Origin of the sequence: Streptomyces kaniharaensis (genome assembly GCF_009569385.1) — a bacterium.
GTDB lineage: Bacteria > Actinomycetota > Actinomycetes > Streptomycetales > Streptomycetaceae > Kitasatospora > Kitasatospora kaniharaensis.
The window spans coordinates 870471-886423 of record NZ_WBOF01000001.1 but is presented as its reverse complement, the minus strand read 5'-3'; the positions used below and the strand labels follow the sequence as shown (position 1 = coordinate 886423).

The following is a 15953-nucleotide window of genomic DNA, read 5'->3' as shown; positions in this document are numbered from 1 at the left end:
GTTGACGATTCCTCACATCTCCACTCGGCGAGGAGGGGCCCATGCCGGCACGACTTCATGGCCGCGCTGTCCCTCGCGCTGGCGGTCCACGGCTGGTACGTCCACGACGGCCTGGAGGCACCGGCGCCGCCTCCTGCGGGCCCCGTTCAACCCGGACATCTTCGGGCAGACGGCGCCGGTCGCGGTCGGCCGCGTCCTGCTGACGTTCGGCGCGGCGGTGCTGGCGGGCGCGGTGCTGCGCCGCACGGTGGTGGCGGTGGGCGCCGGCCCGGCCGTCTCGCTCGCCCTGCCCTTGGTCGCCGAGCCCGCCGCCGGGCGGTCTGACGGGCTCCCGGGCGGCCCGCCGTCACACTCTGACCGGGCGGCGGGCCGCCCCTCACAGGCGACCTGCGGGGATGTGATCGGCCTGTTCGGTCTGTAACGAATTGAGCAGGAGGGTAACGAAGAGATCTTCACTTATTGACGTCTTCGCCCCAGGGCGCTTGACTCCGTCCTCCGTCGCGCTTGCTTTGGCGCAGTACAGGAGGCACTACCGATCATGAACAGACCGATGCGTCTTGCGGCCACGGGCACGGCCGCCATGTCGCTCGCACTCACCCTTGCGGCCTGCGGCCAGACCGATGCAACGCAGGCGTCGTCGGCCGGCGGGAACAGCGACAAGACCATCGGTCTGCTCCTGCCGGAGAACACCTCCTCCACCCGCTACGAGGCGTTCGACAAGCCGCTGATCGAGCAGACGGTGACCGGCCTCTGCGCGAAGTGCACGATCAGCTACGCCAACGCCGACGGCAACGAGGCCACGCAGAAGAAGCAGTTCGACGACCTGCTCGCCAAGGGCGTGAAGGTCATCCTGCTCGACCCGGTCAACGCCAAGAGCACCGCGCCGTGGGTCGACGCGGCCATCGCCAAGGGCGTGAAGGTCGTCGCCTACGACCGGCTGGCCGAGGGCAAGGTCGCCGCGTACGTCTCCTTCGACAACGGGCGCACCGGTGAACTCCAGGGCCAGTCCCTGCTGGACGCGCTCGGCCCGAAGGCGTCCTCGGCTAACGTCGTGATGATCAACGGCGCCGAGTCCGACCCCAACGCGGCGCAGTTCAAGGCGGGCGCGCACCGGGTGCTGGACGGCAAGGTGAAGAAGATCGCCTACGAGCAGTCCGGCCAGTGGAAGCCGGAGGTGGCCACGGCGAAGATGAACGAGGCCATCCAGAGCCTCGGGAAGGACGGCATCCAGGCCGTCTACGCGGCCAACGACGGCATGGCAGCGGCCGTCATCGACGCCCTGAAGGCCGCGGGCATCAAGAACGTGCCCGTGGGCGGCCAGGACGCCTCCATCGACGCGGTGCGCCGGGTGCTCACGGGTGAGCAGACCTACACCGTCTACAAGCCGTACAAGCCCGAGGCGGACGCGGCGGGCAGCATCGCCGTCCAGCTGGCCGAGGGCATGGACATCAGCTCGACCGCGACCTCGATCACCGACAGCAACGGGCTGCACATCCCCTCGCTGCTGCTCACCCCGATCGTGGTGACCAAGGCCAAGGTGGAGGTCACCGTGGTCGGCGGCGGCCTCTACAAGGCGTCCGACATCTGCATCCAGCAGTACGCGGAGGCCTGCGCGGCGGCCGGCGTCAAGTAGCGCAAAGCCAAGCAGCACAGAGTCAAGCAGCGCGAAAGGGGCGCGCCGCACCGGTCACCCGGTGCGGCGCGCCCTGTGCGTTCGCGGGTCAGGCGCTCGCGGTGTAGTCGTAGAAGCCGCGGCCGGACTTGCGGCCCAGCAGGCCCGCGTCGACCATCCGGGAGAGCAGCGGGGGAGCGGCGTACAGCGGCTCCTTGTACTCGTCGTACATCGACTCGGCGATCGACACGATGGTGTCCAGGCCGATCAGGTCGCACAGCCGCAGCGGGCCCATCGGGTGGGCGCAGCCGGCCTCCATGCCCTTGTCGATGTCGGCGGCGGTGGCCACGCCCGACTCGAACATCCGCACCGCGGACAGCAGGTAGGGCACCAGCAGCGCGTTGACCACGAAGCCGGCCCGGTCGCGGGCGCGGATCGGCTCCTTGCCCAGCACCTGGGAGGCGAAGGCCTCGACGCGCTCGGTGGTCTCCGCCGAGGTGGTCAGGGTCGGGATCACCTCGACCAGCTTCTGCACCGGCGCCGGGTTGAAGAAGTGCAGGCCGACGACCTGCTCGGGCCGCGAGGTGGCAGCGGCCAGCTTGACGATCGGGATCGACGAGGTGTTGGAGGCGAGGATCGCGTCGCGGCGCTCGATCACCCGGTCCAGCGTCTGGAAGATCTGGACCTTGACGTCCTCGCGCTCGGCGACGGCCTCGACGACCAGGTCGCGGTCGGCGAAGTCGGACAGGTTGACGGTGAACGAGAGCCGGGCGAGCGCCTCGTCCCGCTGCTCGGGGGTCAGCTTGCCGCGCTTGACCGCCGTGTCCAGGGAGTTGGTCACCCGGGTGCGGCCGAACTCCAGTGCCTCCCCGCTGGCCTCCGACACCATGACGTCCAGCCCGGCCCGGGCGAAGACCTCGGCGATGCCCGACCCCATCAAGCCGCAGCCGATCACTCCGACGCGCGCGATGTCACTCACTCACTTGCCCTTCGGTGGTGCTGGGGGTCGCCCAGCGACAGATGGTCCAGCAAGGTGCTGGTCAACGGGCCGGTGAACCGGAATGGGTGCACCGGTTTGCACCGTCCCGACGACGTTACTACTCCGTACCGGCCGGTAGGTCACCCCCTCCCCGGCGGAGTGCCACCGTGTGCACGGCGCGCCCGAACGGGTGAGGACGGTCGGACCGCCCGTGTGCCCGGGGCCGGCTCCGCCCGGTGGCCGACAGAATGCCGCAGACGGGGGCCGGGGACGGGAAGGGAGCACGCAGTGTCGACGGGATCGCTCGCAGGACAGGTCGCCCTGATCACCGGCGCCGGCCGGGGCATCGGCCGGGAGATCGCCATCGGGCTGGCCGCCGAGGGCATGGCCGTCGGACTGGTCGGCCGCACCCACGAGACGCTCACCGAGACCCTCAAGGAGTGCGTGCGGCACGGCTCCCGGGGCGTCGCGGTGACGGCGGACGTCACCCGGCCCGGCTCGGTCCGCGAGGCCGTCCGGGTCGTCGAGCGCGACCTCGGCCCGATCGACCTGCTGATCAACAACGCCGGGCTGGTGGACCGCGCCGAGGTCCCGCTCTGGGAGACCGACGCCAACCAGTGGTGGCAGGTCGTCGAGACCAACCTGCGCGGCCCCTACAACCTGCTGCGCTGCGTCCTGCCCGGCATGGTGTCCCGCCGCCGCGGCCGGATCGTCAACCTCAGCTCCGGCTTCGCGCTGCGCCCGGACGGCCACTACACCGCGTACGCGACGTCCAAGGGCGCGCTGCTCCAGCTCTCCGACAACATGGCGGACACGCTCGCGCAGCACGACATCGTCGTGCTCGACATCAGCCCGGGCGCGGTGGCCACCGACATGACGGCCGGGATGCCGATGTTCAGGGACATGAAGACCTGGGGCTCGATCCCGTACATGGTCGCGGTCACCGTGGACGCCGCCCGGGGCCGCTTCGACGCGCTGCACGGGCGGTTCATCCACGCGGGGCGGGACAATCTGGAGGAACTGGTGAGCCGCGCGGAGGAGATCCGCGCGTCGGACGCCCGCACGCTGCGGCTGCGACCGTACAAGCCCGACGATCCGATGGCCTGACCGGCGGCCCCGCCCGGGTCGGGTCTGTACGAACGAGCGCGGCTAGGCGCAGAGTTGACTGGCGGTCACTGGCTTGAGGCCGGACTTGACGAAGCCGTCCAGGATGGCCGGCAGGGCGTCCACCGTGCACTGGTGGCCCATGTGCAGGGCGACCACCGAGCCGCCGCGCACCGCGCCCAGGACCCGGCGCTGCAGTTCGGCGGCGGTCGGGTCGGTGTAGTCGCGCGGGTCCACGTCGAAGGAGAGCACGTGCTCGTAGCCGACGGCCTTCGCCTGCTCGCGCACCATCGGGGTCGCGTACTGCGCGGCGGAGGGGCGGAACCAGCGGCCGATCGAGCCGGTGAGCCGCTGGAGCCGGTCGGCGCACTGGGCGATCTCGGCGCGCGCCTGGTCCGGGGTCATCGCGGAGATGTTGAGGTGGTTCTGGGTGTGGTTGCCCAGCTCGTGGCCGCCGTCCAGGATCCGCCGGGCCATCTGCGGCTGCTGGTCGAGCCAGCTGCCGACGGCCATGACCGTCAGCTTCGCGCCGTGCTGCTCGGCGATCTCCAGCAGCGTGGTGGCCAGCTTCGGGTCGCCGCTGCCGTGGAAGGTGAGCGCGACGTTCTTGCCGGTGCGCGGCCCGTACGCGACCTCGACCGGGGTGCCCGGCGCGAGCGGCGGCAGCACGGGCGGAGTGGGTGGCGCGGTGGCGGCTGTCTCGGTGGCGGCGGGCTGGGGCTCGGCCGTGGTGGTCGGCGCGGGCGCGGCGGGGCCCTCGCCGCCGTTCCACGCGGGGTCGGAGGTGTGCTGCGGGTCGACGGTGCCCGGGTGCACGGCCAGCCCGCCCGGGTCGGTCCGGCGGGGCGCACCGCTTCCGCACGCGGTGAGGAAACCGCCGGCGGCGGTGAGGGCGGCCAGCTTGGCGGAGGTGCGCAGTACGGTGCGGCGGTCGGCAGTCATCGGCAGCCAGCATAGAGACGGCGGCTCGGTGCGGCGATCCGGGGCGGCCTCCGAGACACCTCGTTTGACGTGCACACGCTCGGCCGCTCGGGTGTTGCGTAACCCTGAACTCCCGCTGTTTCCACGGCGTGTCGTCGGATAGCATCGCCGCGCACCGCGTGCTACGGGACGGCGGCCCATCGCGGCGATCATTCCGGCAGTGAGCATTGGGGGCGGAAGCAGGATGCACGAGGACAGCGCGAACACCGCGAACAGCGGGGCCACCGGTACGGAATCCGACTGGGACTGGGTCCGGACGGACGACTGGCAGCCGCCGACCGAACTCGACACCGGGATCCCGCACACCGCCCGGATGTACGACTACTACCTGGGCGGCAAGGACAACTTCGAGGCCGACCGCAAGGCCGCCGAGGCCGCCATCGCCGCCTATCCGGCGCTCCCGCTGCTGGCCCGCACCAACCGGGAATTCCTCGGCCGCGCCGTCGAGTTCGTGGCCGGCCGGGGCATCCGGCAGTTCGTCGACATCGGCACCGGCATCCCCGCCGCGGGCTCCACCAGCGAGGTCGCCCGGCGGGTCGCCCCGGACGCCCGCGTGGTGTACGTGGACAACGACCCGATCGTCGCCACCCACGCCCGCGCCCTGCTCGCCGGCCACCCCACCGGGCACACCTCGGTCATCCAGGCCGACCTACGCGACCCGGCCGCCATCCTCGACCACCCGTCGCTGCGCGACGCCGTGGACCTGGCCGAGCCGGTGGCGCTGATGCTGGTCGCCGTGCTGCACTTCATACGCGACGAGGAGGGTGCGCAGCAGATCGTCACGACCCTGCGCGACGCGCTCGCCCCCGGCAGCGCGCTGATCCTCTCCCACGGCAGCCCCGACTTCGCCTCCCGGCAGAGCGCGGACGAGGGCGCCCGGATCTACCGGGGCGCGAGCGCCCCGCTGGTGCTGCGCTCGCGCGCCGGGGTGGAACCCTTCTTCGGCGACTTCGGCTTCGCCGGCCCCGGCCTCGTCCAGCTGCCGCTCTGGCGGCCCACCGCGGGGCACGTCGCGACCGCCGAACTGCCCGAGGGCTGGCAGGACGTCTCCGCGTACGCGGGCGTCGCCTTCAAGAAGTAGTCACCGACGGTTCACCTGCACGTCACTCGCAGGCCGGCCCCGGCGCCTCCCTCCCGGCGCCGGGACCTGGCCCGGTAAGCAAGGACACTAGACGGTGCCGCTGACAGTCCTTCACCCGCCCCGCTACCCTGCGGTGCCTCCGCCGTCCAGGCCGCCCACCCGGTGAGCCCCTAACGCCCGCGCAGCTGGTCCAGGTCCCGGCGCTCCCGCTTGGTCGGCCGCCCGGCACCCCGGTCGCGCTCGCCGGCCGACGCGACGAACTCACGCGGCGGACGCGGCGGGCTGTTGTCCACCAGGCACTCGGCCGCCACCGCCGCGCCGACCCGCTTGCGCACCAGCTTCCGCACCACGACCACCCGCTCGTAGCCGTCCTCGCGCACCCGCACCTCGTCCCCGGGCCGCAGCGACTGGGCGGGCTTGGCGCGCTCGCCGTTCACCCGGACGTGACCGGCCCGGCAGGCCGCGGCCGCGAGCGCACGCGTCTTGGTGAGCCGGACCGACCAGATCCAGCTGTCCACCCGGACGCTTCCCTCGTCTTCAGCCATCCCCGGACTCTACCTAAGCCTTCGAGGGAGCCTCCTGCACCGCCCAGCCGTTCCCGTCCGGGTCGTTGAAGAACACGAAGGAGTTCCACGCCTCGCCGTGCCCGTTCACCCGGACCCCCGCCTCGAAGTGCTGCACCGGGCTGACCTCCACGCCCCGCGCGGCCAGTTCGGCGTGCGCCTTCTCGATGTCCGGCACCACCAGCTGGAGCCCCTTGACCGACCCGGGCGGCGACTCGATCACCCCCGTGCCCACCACGATTGAGCACGAGGAGCCGGGCGGCGTCAGCTGCACCACCCGGGCCCCGTCCCGCAGCCGGGTGTCGTGATCGACCGTGAAGCCGGCCTGTTCCTCGTAGAAGACCTTCGCCCGGTCCACGTCGGCGACCGGAACCACGACCACTTCGAGCTTCCAGTCCATCGCTCTCACCCCTCTCGGTCGGGCTCTTCCAGTATCAGTCGCCCGAACGGCCCACGTCGCGTGGTCGGCTAGCCTGAGAGCACGATGAACCGCCTCAGCACGCCCGCCGCAGCGACCCCGTTCACCACCCCGTGGGGCACCCACCTGCTCACCCGCTTTCCGGAGGACCCGCGCGAGCGGCTGCGCGCCTGGGACGCCGCCGACGAGTACCTGCTGCGCCACCTCGCGGGCGAGACGGACAGCGCCGAGGGCGCCGCCACCGAACTGGCCGGCCGCAGGGTCGTCGTCCTCGGCGACCGCTGGGGCGCGCTGGCCACCGCCCTCGCCGCGTACGAGCCGGTCCAGATCGGCGACTCCCACCTCGGCCGCGAGGCCACCCGCGCCAACCTGGCCCGGGCCGGCGCCGCGGTCGACCCGGCCCGGCTGCTCACCACCCGCGACACCCCGCCGGGGCGCATCGACGTCCTGCTGGTCCGCGTCCCCAAGAGCCTCGCCCTGCTGGAGGACCAGCTGCACCGGCTCGCCCCCGCCGTCCACCCCGGCACGGTGGTGATCGGCACCGGCATGGTCACCGAGATCCACACCTCCACCCTCCAGCTCTTCGAGCGGATCCTCGGCCCGACCCGCACCTCGCTCGCCGTCCGCAAGGCCCGGCTGATCTTCTGCACCCCGGACCCGGCGCTCGACCCCGGCCCGAACCCGTGGCCGCACCGCTACGCCCTGCCCGGCGACATCGGCCCGGCGTCCGGCCGCACCGTCGTCAACCACGCCGGCACCTTCTGCGCCGAGCGCCTCGACATCGGCACGCGCTTCTTCCTCGGCCACCTGCCGACCCCGGCCCCCGGCGCCCGCGTGGTCGACCTCGGCTGCGGCAACGGCGTGGTCGGTACGGCCGCCGCGCTGGCCGGCCCGGGCGCCGAGCTGCTGTTCGTCGACGAGTCCCACCAGGCGGTGGCCTCCGCCGAGGAGACCTTCCGGACCAACCTCGGCCCGGAAGCCCCGGCCGAGTTCCTCACCGCGGACGCGCTCGCGCCGGAGGTGATCGCGCCCGGCTCGGTCGACCTCGTCCTGAACAACCCGCCGTTCCACTCCCACCAGGCCACCACCGACGCCACCGCGTGGCGGATGTTCACCGGCGCCCGCCGCGCCCTGCGGCCGGGCGGTGAACTCTGGGTGGTCGGCAACCGTCACCTCGGCTACCACGTCAAGCTGCGCCGGCTCTTCGGCAACTGCCAACTCGTGGCCGGCAACCCCAAGTTCGTGGTGCTGCGCGCCGTCAAGCGCTGAGCCGGGCCTGCCCGCCCGAGGGTGGCCGCCACACAGACTCCTTGCATGAAATTTCCGTGCTGCGTATATTCATGCCACGACGAAGGAGGAACGCCATGGCATTGCGAGTCGCCGTCGCCGGCGCGAGCGGGTACGCGGGCGGTGAGGTGCTGCGCCTGCTGCTCGGCCACCCCGAGGTGGAGATCGGGGCGCTGACCGCCGGCTCGAACGCCGGCACCAGGCTGGGCACCCTGCAGCCCCACCTGATCCCGCTCGCCGACCGCGTCCTCGAACCCACCACCCCCGAGGTGCTGGCCGACCACGACGTGGTGTTCCTGGCGCTGCCGCACGGCCAGTCCGCGGCCGTCGCCGAGGCGCTCGGCCAGAACGTCCTGGTCGTCGACTGCGGGGCCGACTTCCGGCTCCGGGCCGCCGCCGACTGGGAGCAGTTCTACGGCACCGCGCACGCCGGCACCTGGCCCTACGGCCTGCCCGAACTGCCAGGCCACCGGGCCGCGTTGAAGGGCAGCAACCGGATCGCCGTGCCCGGCTGCTACCCGACGGCCGTCTCCCTCGCCCTGTTCCCGGCGTACGCGGCCGGGCTCGCCGAGCCCGAGGCCGTCATCGTCGCCGCCTCCGGCACCTCCGGTGCGGGCAAGGCGGCCAAGCCCCACCTGCTCGGCAGCGAGGTGATGGGCAGCGTCAGCCCGTACGGCGTCGGCGGCGTACACCGGCACACCCCGGAGATGTCCCAGAACCTGACCTCGCTCGCGGGCGAGCCGGTCACCGTCTCCTTCACCCCCACCCTCGTCCCGATGCCGCGCGGCATCCTCGCCACCTGCTCGGCCAAGGCCAAGCCGGGTACGACCGCCGAGAGCCTGCGCGCCGCCTACGCCGACGCGTTCGCGGCCGAGCCGTTCGTCCACCTGCTCCCCGAGGGGCAGTGGCCGCAGACCAGCAGCGTGTACGGCTCCAACGCCGCCCTCGTCCAGGTCGCCCTGGACGAGACCGCCGGGCGGATCATCGCGATCAGCGCGATCGACAACCTCGTCAAGGGCACCGCGGGCGGCGCGGTGCAGAGCATGAACATCGCCCTCGGCCTGCCCGAGGAACTGGGCCTTCCCGTGAACGGAGTCGCACCGTGAGCAGCAGTACGAACGTGGGCGTGACCGCCGCCAAGGGCTTTCGCGCCGCCGGCGTCACCGCCGGTATCAAGGCCTCCGGCACCCCGGACCTCGCCCTCGTCGTCAACGACGGCCCCTCGCTCGCCGCCGCCGGCGTCTTCACCTTCAACCGGGTCAAGGCCGCGCCCGTCCTCTGGTCCGAGCAGGTCCTCAAGGGCGGCCGGGTCTCCGCCGTCGTCCTCAACTCCGGTGGCGCCAACGCCTGCACCGGCCCGCTCGGCTTCCAGGACACCCACGCCACCGCCGAGAAGGTCGCCGAGGAGCTGAAGCTCAACGCGGGCGAGGTGGCCGTCGCCTCCACCGGCCTGATCGGCGTGCGCCTCCCGATGGACGTACTGCTGCCCGGCGTCACCCTGGCCGCCGGAGAACTCAGCGCGACCGGCGGCGAGGCTGCCGCGATCGCCATCAAGACCACCGACACCGTCCACAAGACCGCCCAGGTCACCAGCCCGGCGGGCTGGACGGTCGGCGGCATGGCCAAGGGCGCGGGCATGCTCGCCCCGAGCCTGGCCACCATGCTGGTCGTCCTCACCACCGACGCGGACCTCGACGCCGCCGCCCTGGACGCCGCCCTGCGCGGCGCCACCCGCACCACCTTCGACCGGATCGACTCCGACGGCTGCGCGTCGACCAACGACACCGTGCTGCTGCTCGCCTCCGCCGCCTCCGGCGTCGTGCCGGACGAGGCCGAGTTCGCCGAGGCCGTCCGCACCGTCAGCGCGGACCTCGCCCGCCAGCTGATCGCCGACGCCGAAGGCGCCAGCAAGGACATCCGCATCGACGTCACCGGCGCCGCCACCGAGGAGGAGGCAGTCGACGTCGCCCGCACGATCAGCCGCAACAACCTGCTCAAGTGCGCCATCCACGGCGAGGACCCGAACTGGGGCCGGGTGCTGGCCGCCATCGGCACCACCACTGCCACCTTCGACCCGAACGAGCTGGACGTCGCCATCAACGGCGTCTGGGTGTGCCGCAACGGCAGCGTCGGGGAGGACCGCGACCTGGTCGACATGGCAGGCCGCGAGGTCGTCATCACCGCGCACCTGAACGCCGGCGAGGCCAGCGCGTCCCTGTGGACCAACGACCTCACCGCCGACTACGTGCACGAGAACAGCGCCTACTCCACCTGATCCGACAAGGACACCGGAACCGTGCAGATCGCACCCAAGGGCGAACAGGCCCGCAACAACACGGCGCTGCCCAAGGCCATGACGCTGATCGAGGCGCTGCCGTGGCTGGAGCGCTTCCACGGCAAGACAGTCGTGATCAAGTTCGGCGGCAACGCCATGGTGGACGACGACCTCAAGGCGGCCTTCGCCCAGGACGTCGTCTTCCTGCGCTACGCCGGGCTGCACCCCGTCGTGGTGCACGGCGGCGGCCCGCAGATCAGCGCCCAACTGGACAAGCTCGGCCTGGAGTCCAGCTTCACCAACGGCCTGCGCGTCACCACCCCCGAGACCATGGACGTGGTCCGGATGGTGCTGGCCGGGCAGGTCCAGCGCGAGCTGGTCGGACTGCTCAACGAGCACGGCCCGTTCGCCGTCGGCATGACCGGCGAGGACGCGCACACCATGACCGCCGTCAAGCGGTACGCGGTGGTGGACGGCGAGCAGGTCGACATCGGCCTGGTCGGAGACATCGTCAACATCGAGGCCGGCGCGGTGAAGGCGCTGATCTCCGACGGCCGCATCCCCGTCATCTCCTCGATCGCGCGCGGCGCCGACGGCCACGTCTACAACATCAACGCCGACACCGCCGCCTCCGCCCTCGCGGTCGCGCTCGGCGCCGAGATGCTGGTCGTCCTGACCGACGTCGAGGGCCTGTACAAGGACTGGCCGCACTCCGACGACGTGATCAGCCAGCTCAGCGCGGGCGAACTGGAGGAGCTGCTGCCCGGCCTGGCCAGCGGCATGCTCCCCAAGATGGAGGGCTGCCTGCGGGCCGTCCGCTCCGGCGTGGGCACCGCCCGCGTCCTGGATGGCCGGGTGCCGCACAGCCTGTTGCTGGAGATCTTCACCGACGAGGGCATCGGCACGATGGTGGTGCCGGACGACGAGCCGACCGTGACCGGGGGACTGGCATGACGCACAACGAGCAGCTCACCGATCGGTGGCAGCACACGTTCACCGACAACTACGGCACCCCGCGGATCCCGCTGGTCCGCGGCGAGGGCGTGAAGCTGTGGGACGCCGACGGCAGGGAGTACACCGACCTGCTCGGCGGCATCGCCGTCAACGCCCTCGGCACCGCCCACCCGGCCGTCGTCGAGGCCGTGAGCCGGCAGATCGCCACCCTCGGCCACGTCTCCAACCTCTTCATGGCCGAGCCGACCATCGCCCTCGCCGAGCGACTGCTGAAGCTGGACGGCCGGGCGGGCGGCCGGGTGTTCTTCTGCAACTCCGGCGCCGAGGCCAACGAGGCCGCGTTCAAGATCAGCCGGCGGACCGGCCGCACCCACCTGGTCGCCCTCCAGGGCGCCTTCCACGGCCGGACGATGGGCGCCCTCGCCCTCACCGGCCAGCCCGCCAAGCAGGACCCCTTCCGCCCGCTGCCCGGCGACGTCACCCACGTCCCCTTCGGCGACGTCGAGGCGCTGCGCGCGGCCGTCACCACCGACACCGCGGCCGTCTTCCTGGAGCCGATCCAGGGCGAGAACGGCGCCGTCCCGCTGCCCGACGGGTACCTGACGGCGGCCCGCGAGATCACCCGGGCGACGGGGACCCTGCTGGTGCTGGACGAGATCCAGACCGGCATCGGCCGCACCGGCCACTGGTACGCCCACCAGGCCACCGAAGGCGTCGAGCCGGACGTCGTCACCCTCGCCAAGGCCCTCGGCGGCGGCCTGCCGATGGGCGCGGTGCTCGCCTTCGGGCAGGCCGCCGAACTGCTCACCCCGGGCCAGCACGGCACCACCTTCGGCGGCAACCCGGTGGCCGCGGCGGCCGGGCTCGCGGTGCTCGACACCATCGAGTCCGAGGGCCTGCTGGAGCACGTGCGCAAGATCGGCGAGCGGCTGCGGCACGGCGTCGAGGCGATCGGCGACCCGCTGGTCTCGCACGTGCGTGGCGCCGGGCTGCTGCTCGGCATCGTGCTCACCGAGCCCGTCTCGGCCAGGATCCAGGCCGTCGCGCAGGACGCCGGCTTCCTGGTCAACGCCGCCGTCCCGGACGCGGTCCGGCTCGCCCCGCCGCTCGTGCTGACCGAGCAGGAGGCGGACGCCTTCCTCGCCGCGCTGCCGGGCATCCTCCGGACGGTGCGCGAGAGCGCCCCGGGCGATGCGAGCTGACCGCCGTCCGGGAGAATAATCACATGACCGCTTCCAACTCCGGCCAGTCGGCCGCCGGCCCGACGCCGCAGGTGCCGCAGACCCGCACGGCGCGCCACCGGCGGATCGTGGACCTGCTCACCCGCCAGCCCGTGCGCTCGCAGAGCCAGCTCGCCAAGCTGCTCGCCGACGACGGACTCGTGGTCACCCAGGCCACCCTCTCCCGGGACCTGGACGAGCTGGGCGCGGTCAAGATCCGCAACCGGGACGGCGCGCTGATCTACGCCGTCCCGGCCGAGGGCGGCGACCGCACGCCGCGCGCGCCGATGGGGGAGTCGGCCAGCGAGGGCCGGATGGCCCGGCTGGCCGGTGAGCTCATGGTCTCCGCCACCGCCTCCGGCAACCTCGTCGTGCTGCGCACCCCGCCCGGGGCCGCGCAGTTCCTCGCCTCCGCGATCGACCAGGCCGAGGTGTTCGAGATCATCGGCACCATCGCGGGCGACGACACCGTCCTGCTGATCAGCCGCGACCCGGCCGGCGGGCAGGCGCTCGCCGACCACCTCATGCAGCTCGCCCAGGCCAAGGCGCAGTAGCGCGTGCCGTCGACGACCCCGGCCGGTGGACTCCACCGGCCGGGGTTTGTGTTTCATACAGAGTTGTGCATACTTATGCCAGTTGCCGTAGACCTGTGAGGAGCCCACGCGATGACCGCCGACCAGAACGCCGACGTCCGACTCTGGGGCGCGCGCTTCGCCGACGGCCCGTCGGAGGCCCTGGCCAAGCTCTCCGCCTCGGTCCACTTCGACTGGCGCCTCGCGCCCTGCGACATCGCCGGCTCCAAGGCCCATGCCCGGGTCCTGCACCAGGCCGGCCTGCTCACCGGTGACGAACTCGCCGCCATGCTGGCCGGACTCGACCAGCTGCTCGCGGACGTCAAGGCCGGCACCTTCACCGGCACCGTCGCCGACGAGGACGTCCACACCGCGCTGGAGCGCGGCCTGCTGGAGCGGCTCGGCGCCGAACTCGGCGGCAAGCTGCGGGCCGGCCGCTCGCGCAACGACCAGATCGCCACGCTCTTCCGGATGTACCTGCGGGACCACGCGAAGATCATCGGCGGGCTGGTCCTCGACCTCCAGCACGCCCTGGTCGGCCTGGCCGAGGCGCACCCCGACACCGCGATGCCGGGCCGCACCCACCTCCAGCACGCCCAGCCCGTCCTCTTCGCCCACCACGTCCTCGCGCACGTGCAGGCCCTCGGCCGGGACGCCGAGCGGCTGCGCCAGTGGGACGCCCGCACGGCCGTCTCGCCGTACGGCTCCGGGGCGCTGGCCGGCTCCTCGCTCGGCCTCGACCCGCAGGCCGTCGCCGCCGACCTCGGCTTCGAGGGCGGCTCGGTCGGCAACTCCATCGACGGCACGGCCTCGCGCGACTTCGTCGCCGAGTTCGCGTTCGTGACCGCGATGATCGGCATCAACCTCTCCCGGATCGCGGAGGAGGTGATCATCTGGAACACCAAGGAGTTCGGCTTCATCACGCTGCACGACGCCTTCTCCACCGGTTCCTCGATCATGCCGCAGAAGAAGAACCCGGACATCGCCGAGCTCGCCCGCGGCAAGTCCGGCCGGCTGATCGGCAACCTGACCGGCCTGCTGGCCACCCTCAAGGCGCTGCCGCTCGCGTACAACCGGGACCTCCAGGAGGACAAGGAGCCGGTCTTCGACTCCTGCGACACGCTGGAGGTGCTGCTGCCCGCGTTCACCGGGATGATGGCCACCCTCACCGTGCACCGGGAGCGGCTGGAGGAGCTGGCCCCGGCCGGCTTCTCGCTCGCCACCGACATCGCCGAGTGGCTGGTCAAGCAGGGCGTGCCGTTCCGGGTCGCGCACGAGGTGGCCGGCGCCTGCGTCAAGGTCTGCGAGGCGCAGGGCATCGAGCTGTCGGACCTGACGGACGAGCAGTTCGCCGCCATCTCCGGGCACCTGACGCCCGAGGTGCGGTCGGTGCTCAGCGTGCACGGCGCCATCGCCGCCCGCAGCGGGCGCGGCGGCACGGCCCCGTCCGCGGTGGCCGTGCAACTCGCCGAGGTGAAGGCCGACCTGGCGCGCCAGCAGGAGTGGGTCCAGGGCTGACCCGGGGGAGGGGCGCGGCGGTCCGACCGTCGCGCCCCTTTCCCGTCCGCACGACCGGCCGGGCGTAACCGGCCCCGCCCGGGTCCGGTCAAGCACGTTGTGTGTACCGGCCTTCCGACCTCCCCATCCGCCGAGGACGAGTTCCTCGCCGAGCGGCGCCGCCGTCTGGTCCGCAACGCGGTGGCCGCCCTGCCCGGCCGCTGCCCCCAGTTGATCGCCGCCCTCGCGGAGGACCCGCCGCCGACGTACCAGGAGATCTCCGAACGCCTCGGCATGCCCCGCGGCTCCATCGGCCCCACCCGCTCCCGCTGCCTCGCCTGCCTCCGCGCCCTCCTCCACGCCGAGCGGTACCCGTGAGCCCGAGCGACGCGACCGCCACCCCGGCGTGACCCTCCTCACGTCCGGGGCCCCGAAGGTTGAGAGAACCTGACGTGCGGGTAGAGCGCTGGCGAACCGACTCTTGACGGTGCCGTGATGACTCGGATACTGGGCGTGAGCACGTCACGCTTCGCGCGCCGGGCACGACGATGGGGAGGCCCCAGCACATGGGCATGAGCGTGATCATCTCGGCGGCGGACGCCGAGGACGCGGAGCAGATCCTCAAGCTCCAGTACCTCGGCTACCAGGCCGAGGCGGAGCTGTACGGCGACTGGTCGATCGACCCCTTGACGCAGAGTCTGGAGAGCCTGCGCGCCGAACTGGCCGAGCAGCGCTTCCTGGTCGCGCGGCTCGGCGACGAGGTGGTCGGCACCGTTCGCGGCCGCGTCGACGGCGACGGCATCGGCCGGATAGGGCGCCTCGTGGTCCACCCCCGGATGCAGCGGCATGGCCTGGGCGGCCGGCTGCTGGACGCGCTGGAGCGCCGCCTGGTCGAGGACGGCCGCCCGCTGACCGCCTACCGCCTGTTCACCGGCCACCGCAGCCTGGGCAACCTGCGCCTGTACGCCCGCCAGGGGTACCGCCAGGCCGGGGTCGAGCAGGTCACCAGTCGGCTGAGCGTCGTGCATCTGGAGAAGCCCGTCTCGTCGCCGTTCGCCGCGACCGCCTGACGCCTTCCGTTCGTCCGCATCCCCTCGGCGCCGCCACCATCCGGACACTCCGGTGGCGGCGCCGAGTCGTGTCTCCGCAGGTGGCAAGCGGTTTACGTCCACATAGTGGACATTTGTATCCGCATAATTGGGCACTGATCCGCCGATCTGTTTTACTGGCTCGCATGACCACGACGACGACATGGACCCCCACCGGCACTCTGCCGGCAGGTGAGCGCGCCATGTGCTGTCGAATGTGTCACTGCTGAGGGCCACCGTCCCCTTTTCGCGCCCCGAAGCGAGAACCCGGCGTCGACTCCCGTCCGTGTGAGCGCGCCCAGCCTGTTCCACTCCCTTCCAT

General features: G+C 72.3%; 17 protein-coding genes. 13 read left to right on the top strand and 4 right to left on the bottom strand.

What is annotated here, in order from left to right:
- Position 1: 1 nt before the first annotated feature.
- Positions 2 to 421 carry a hypothetical protein gene (locus F7Q99_RS04015; protein ID WP_153460088.1) on the top strand — a complete coding sequence of 140 codons (420 nt, stop codon included), beginning with the start codon at positions 2 to 4 and terminating at the stop codon, positions 419 to 421.
- Positions 422 to 538: 117 nt separating this feature from the next.
- Positions 539 to 1633, top strand: coding sequence for a sugar ABC transporter substrate-binding protein (locus F7Q99_RS04010; protein WP_153460087.1), 1095 nt, complete (start codon positions 539 to 541; stop codon positions 1631 to 1633).
- 88 nt (positions 1634 to 1721) lie between these two features.
- On the opposite strand, the gene F7Q99_RS04005 is transcribed toward F7Q99_RS04010, so the two are convergent.
- Entirely contained in the window at positions 1722 to 2591 is an 870-nt protein-coding gene (locus F7Q99_RS04005; RefSeq protein ID WP_326846237.1) for a 3-hydroxybutyryl-CoA dehydrogenase, read from the bottom strand.
- Between the two features lie 288 nt (positions 2592 to 2879).
- Here F7Q99_RS04005 and F7Q99_RS04000 point away from each other — a divergent pair, with 288 nt between their 5' ends.
- Complete coding sequence (locus F7Q99_RS04000; protein ID WP_326846236.1) at positions 2880 to 3698, top strand: SDR family NAD(P)-dependent oxidoreductase; 819 nt, start codon at positions 2880 to 2882, stop codon at positions 3696 to 3698.
- 42 nt (positions 3699 to 3740) lie between these two features.
- On the opposite strand, the gene F7Q99_RS03995 is transcribed toward F7Q99_RS04000, so the two are convergent.
- On the bottom strand, positions 3741 to 4637 hold the full coding sequence (locus F7Q99_RS03995) for a polysaccharide deacetylase family protein (RefSeq protein ID WP_153460086.1): 897 nt from the start codon (positions 4635 to 4637) through the stop codon (positions 3741 to 3743).
- Between the two features lie 223 nt (positions 4638 to 4860).
- On the opposite strand from F7Q99_RS03995, the gene F7Q99_RS03990 reads away from it, so the two are divergent.
- Positions 4861 to 5757: an SAM-dependent methyltransferase gene (locus F7Q99_RS03990; protein ID WP_153460085.1), complete on the top strand. Its 897-nt coding sequence runs from the start codon at positions 4861 to 4863 to the stop codon at positions 5755 to 5757.
- Positions 5758 to 5927: 170 nt separating this feature from the next.
- Here F7Q99_RS03990 and F7Q99_RS03985 read toward each other — a convergent pair whose 3' ends face one another.
- The gene (locus F7Q99_RS03985) at positions 5928 to 6302 is read right to left on the bottom strand and encodes an RNA-binding S4 domain-containing protein (RefSeq protein WP_153460084.1); all 375 of its coding nucleotides are present in this window, start codon (positions 6300 to 6302) and stop codon (positions 5928 to 5930) included.
- A 13-nt stretch (positions 6303 to 6315) separates the two neighbouring features.
- Entirely contained in the window at positions 6316 to 6720 is a 405-nt protein-coding gene (locus F7Q99_RS03980; protein ID WP_153460083.1) for a VOC family protein, read from the bottom strand.
- 84 nt (positions 6721 to 6804) lie between these two features.
- On the opposite strand from F7Q99_RS03980, the gene F7Q99_RS03975 reads away from it, so the two are divergent.
- The 9 genes from F7Q99_RS03975 (at position 6805) to F7Q99_RS03935 (ending at position 15613) form a co-directional block, all read left to right on the top strand.
- Positions 6805 to 8007: a methyltransferase gene (locus F7Q99_RS03975; RefSeq protein WP_153460082.1), complete on the top strand. Its 1203-nt coding sequence runs from the start codon at positions 6805 to 6807 to the stop codon at positions 8005 to 8007.
- 95 nt (positions 8008 to 8102) lie between these two features.
- Positions 8103 to 9131: an N-acetyl-gamma-glutamyl-phosphate reductase gene (gene argC / locus F7Q99_RS03970; RefSeq protein ID WP_153460081.1), complete on the top strand. Its 1029-nt coding sequence runs from the start codon at positions 8103 to 8105 to the stop codon at positions 9129 to 9131.
- Between the two features lie 14 nt (positions 9132 to 9145).
- Positions 9146 to 10300 (top strand): bifunctional glutamate N-acetyltransferase/amino-acid acetyltransferase ArgJ, encoded by a 1155-nt coding sequence (gene argJ, locus F7Q99_RS03965; RefSeq protein ID WP_326847172.1) that lies wholly within the window; start codon positions 9146 to 9148, stop codon positions 10298 to 10300.
- A gap of 78 nt (positions 10301 to 10378) precedes the next feature.
- Entirely contained in the window at positions 10379 to 11254 is an 876-nt protein-coding gene (argB, locus tag F7Q99_RS03960; protein WP_153465772.1) for an acetylglutamate kinase, read from the top strand.
- Positions 11251 to 12456: an acetylornithine transaminase gene (locus tag F7Q99_RS03955; protein WP_153460080.1), complete on the top strand. Its 1206-nt coding sequence runs from the start codon at positions 11251 to 11253 to the stop codon at positions 12454 to 12456. The genes argB and F7Q99_RS03955 overlap by 4 nt, the downstream gene beginning before the upstream one ends.
- Before the next feature lie 23 nt (positions 12457 to 12479).
- Positions 12480 to 13028 carry an arginine repressor gene (locus F7Q99_RS03950; protein WP_153460079.1) on the top strand — a complete coding sequence of 183 codons (549 nt, stop codon included), beginning with the start codon at positions 12480 to 12482 and terminating at the stop codon, positions 13026 to 13028.
- A gap of 111 nt (positions 13029 to 13139) precedes the next feature.
- A complete protein-coding gene (argH, locus tag F7Q99_RS03945) occupies positions 13140 to 14564 on the top strand; it encodes an argininosuccinate lyase (protein ID WP_153460078.1) in 1425 nt (474 codons plus the stop codon).
- Between the two features lie 99 nt (positions 14565 to 14663).
- On the top strand, positions 14664 to 14921 hold the full coding sequence (locus F7Q99_RS03940; RefSeq protein WP_153460077.1) for a sigma-70 RNA polymerase sigma factor region 4 domain-containing protein: 258 nt from the start codon (positions 14664 to 14666) through the stop codon (positions 14919 to 14921).
- 188 nt (positions 14922 to 15109) lie between these two features.
- Entirely contained in the window at positions 15110 to 15613 is a 504-nt protein-coding gene (locus tag F7Q99_RS03935; RefSeq protein ID WP_153460076.1) for a GNAT family N-acetyltransferase, read from the top strand.
- Positions 15614 to 15953: the final 340 nt, after the last annotated feature.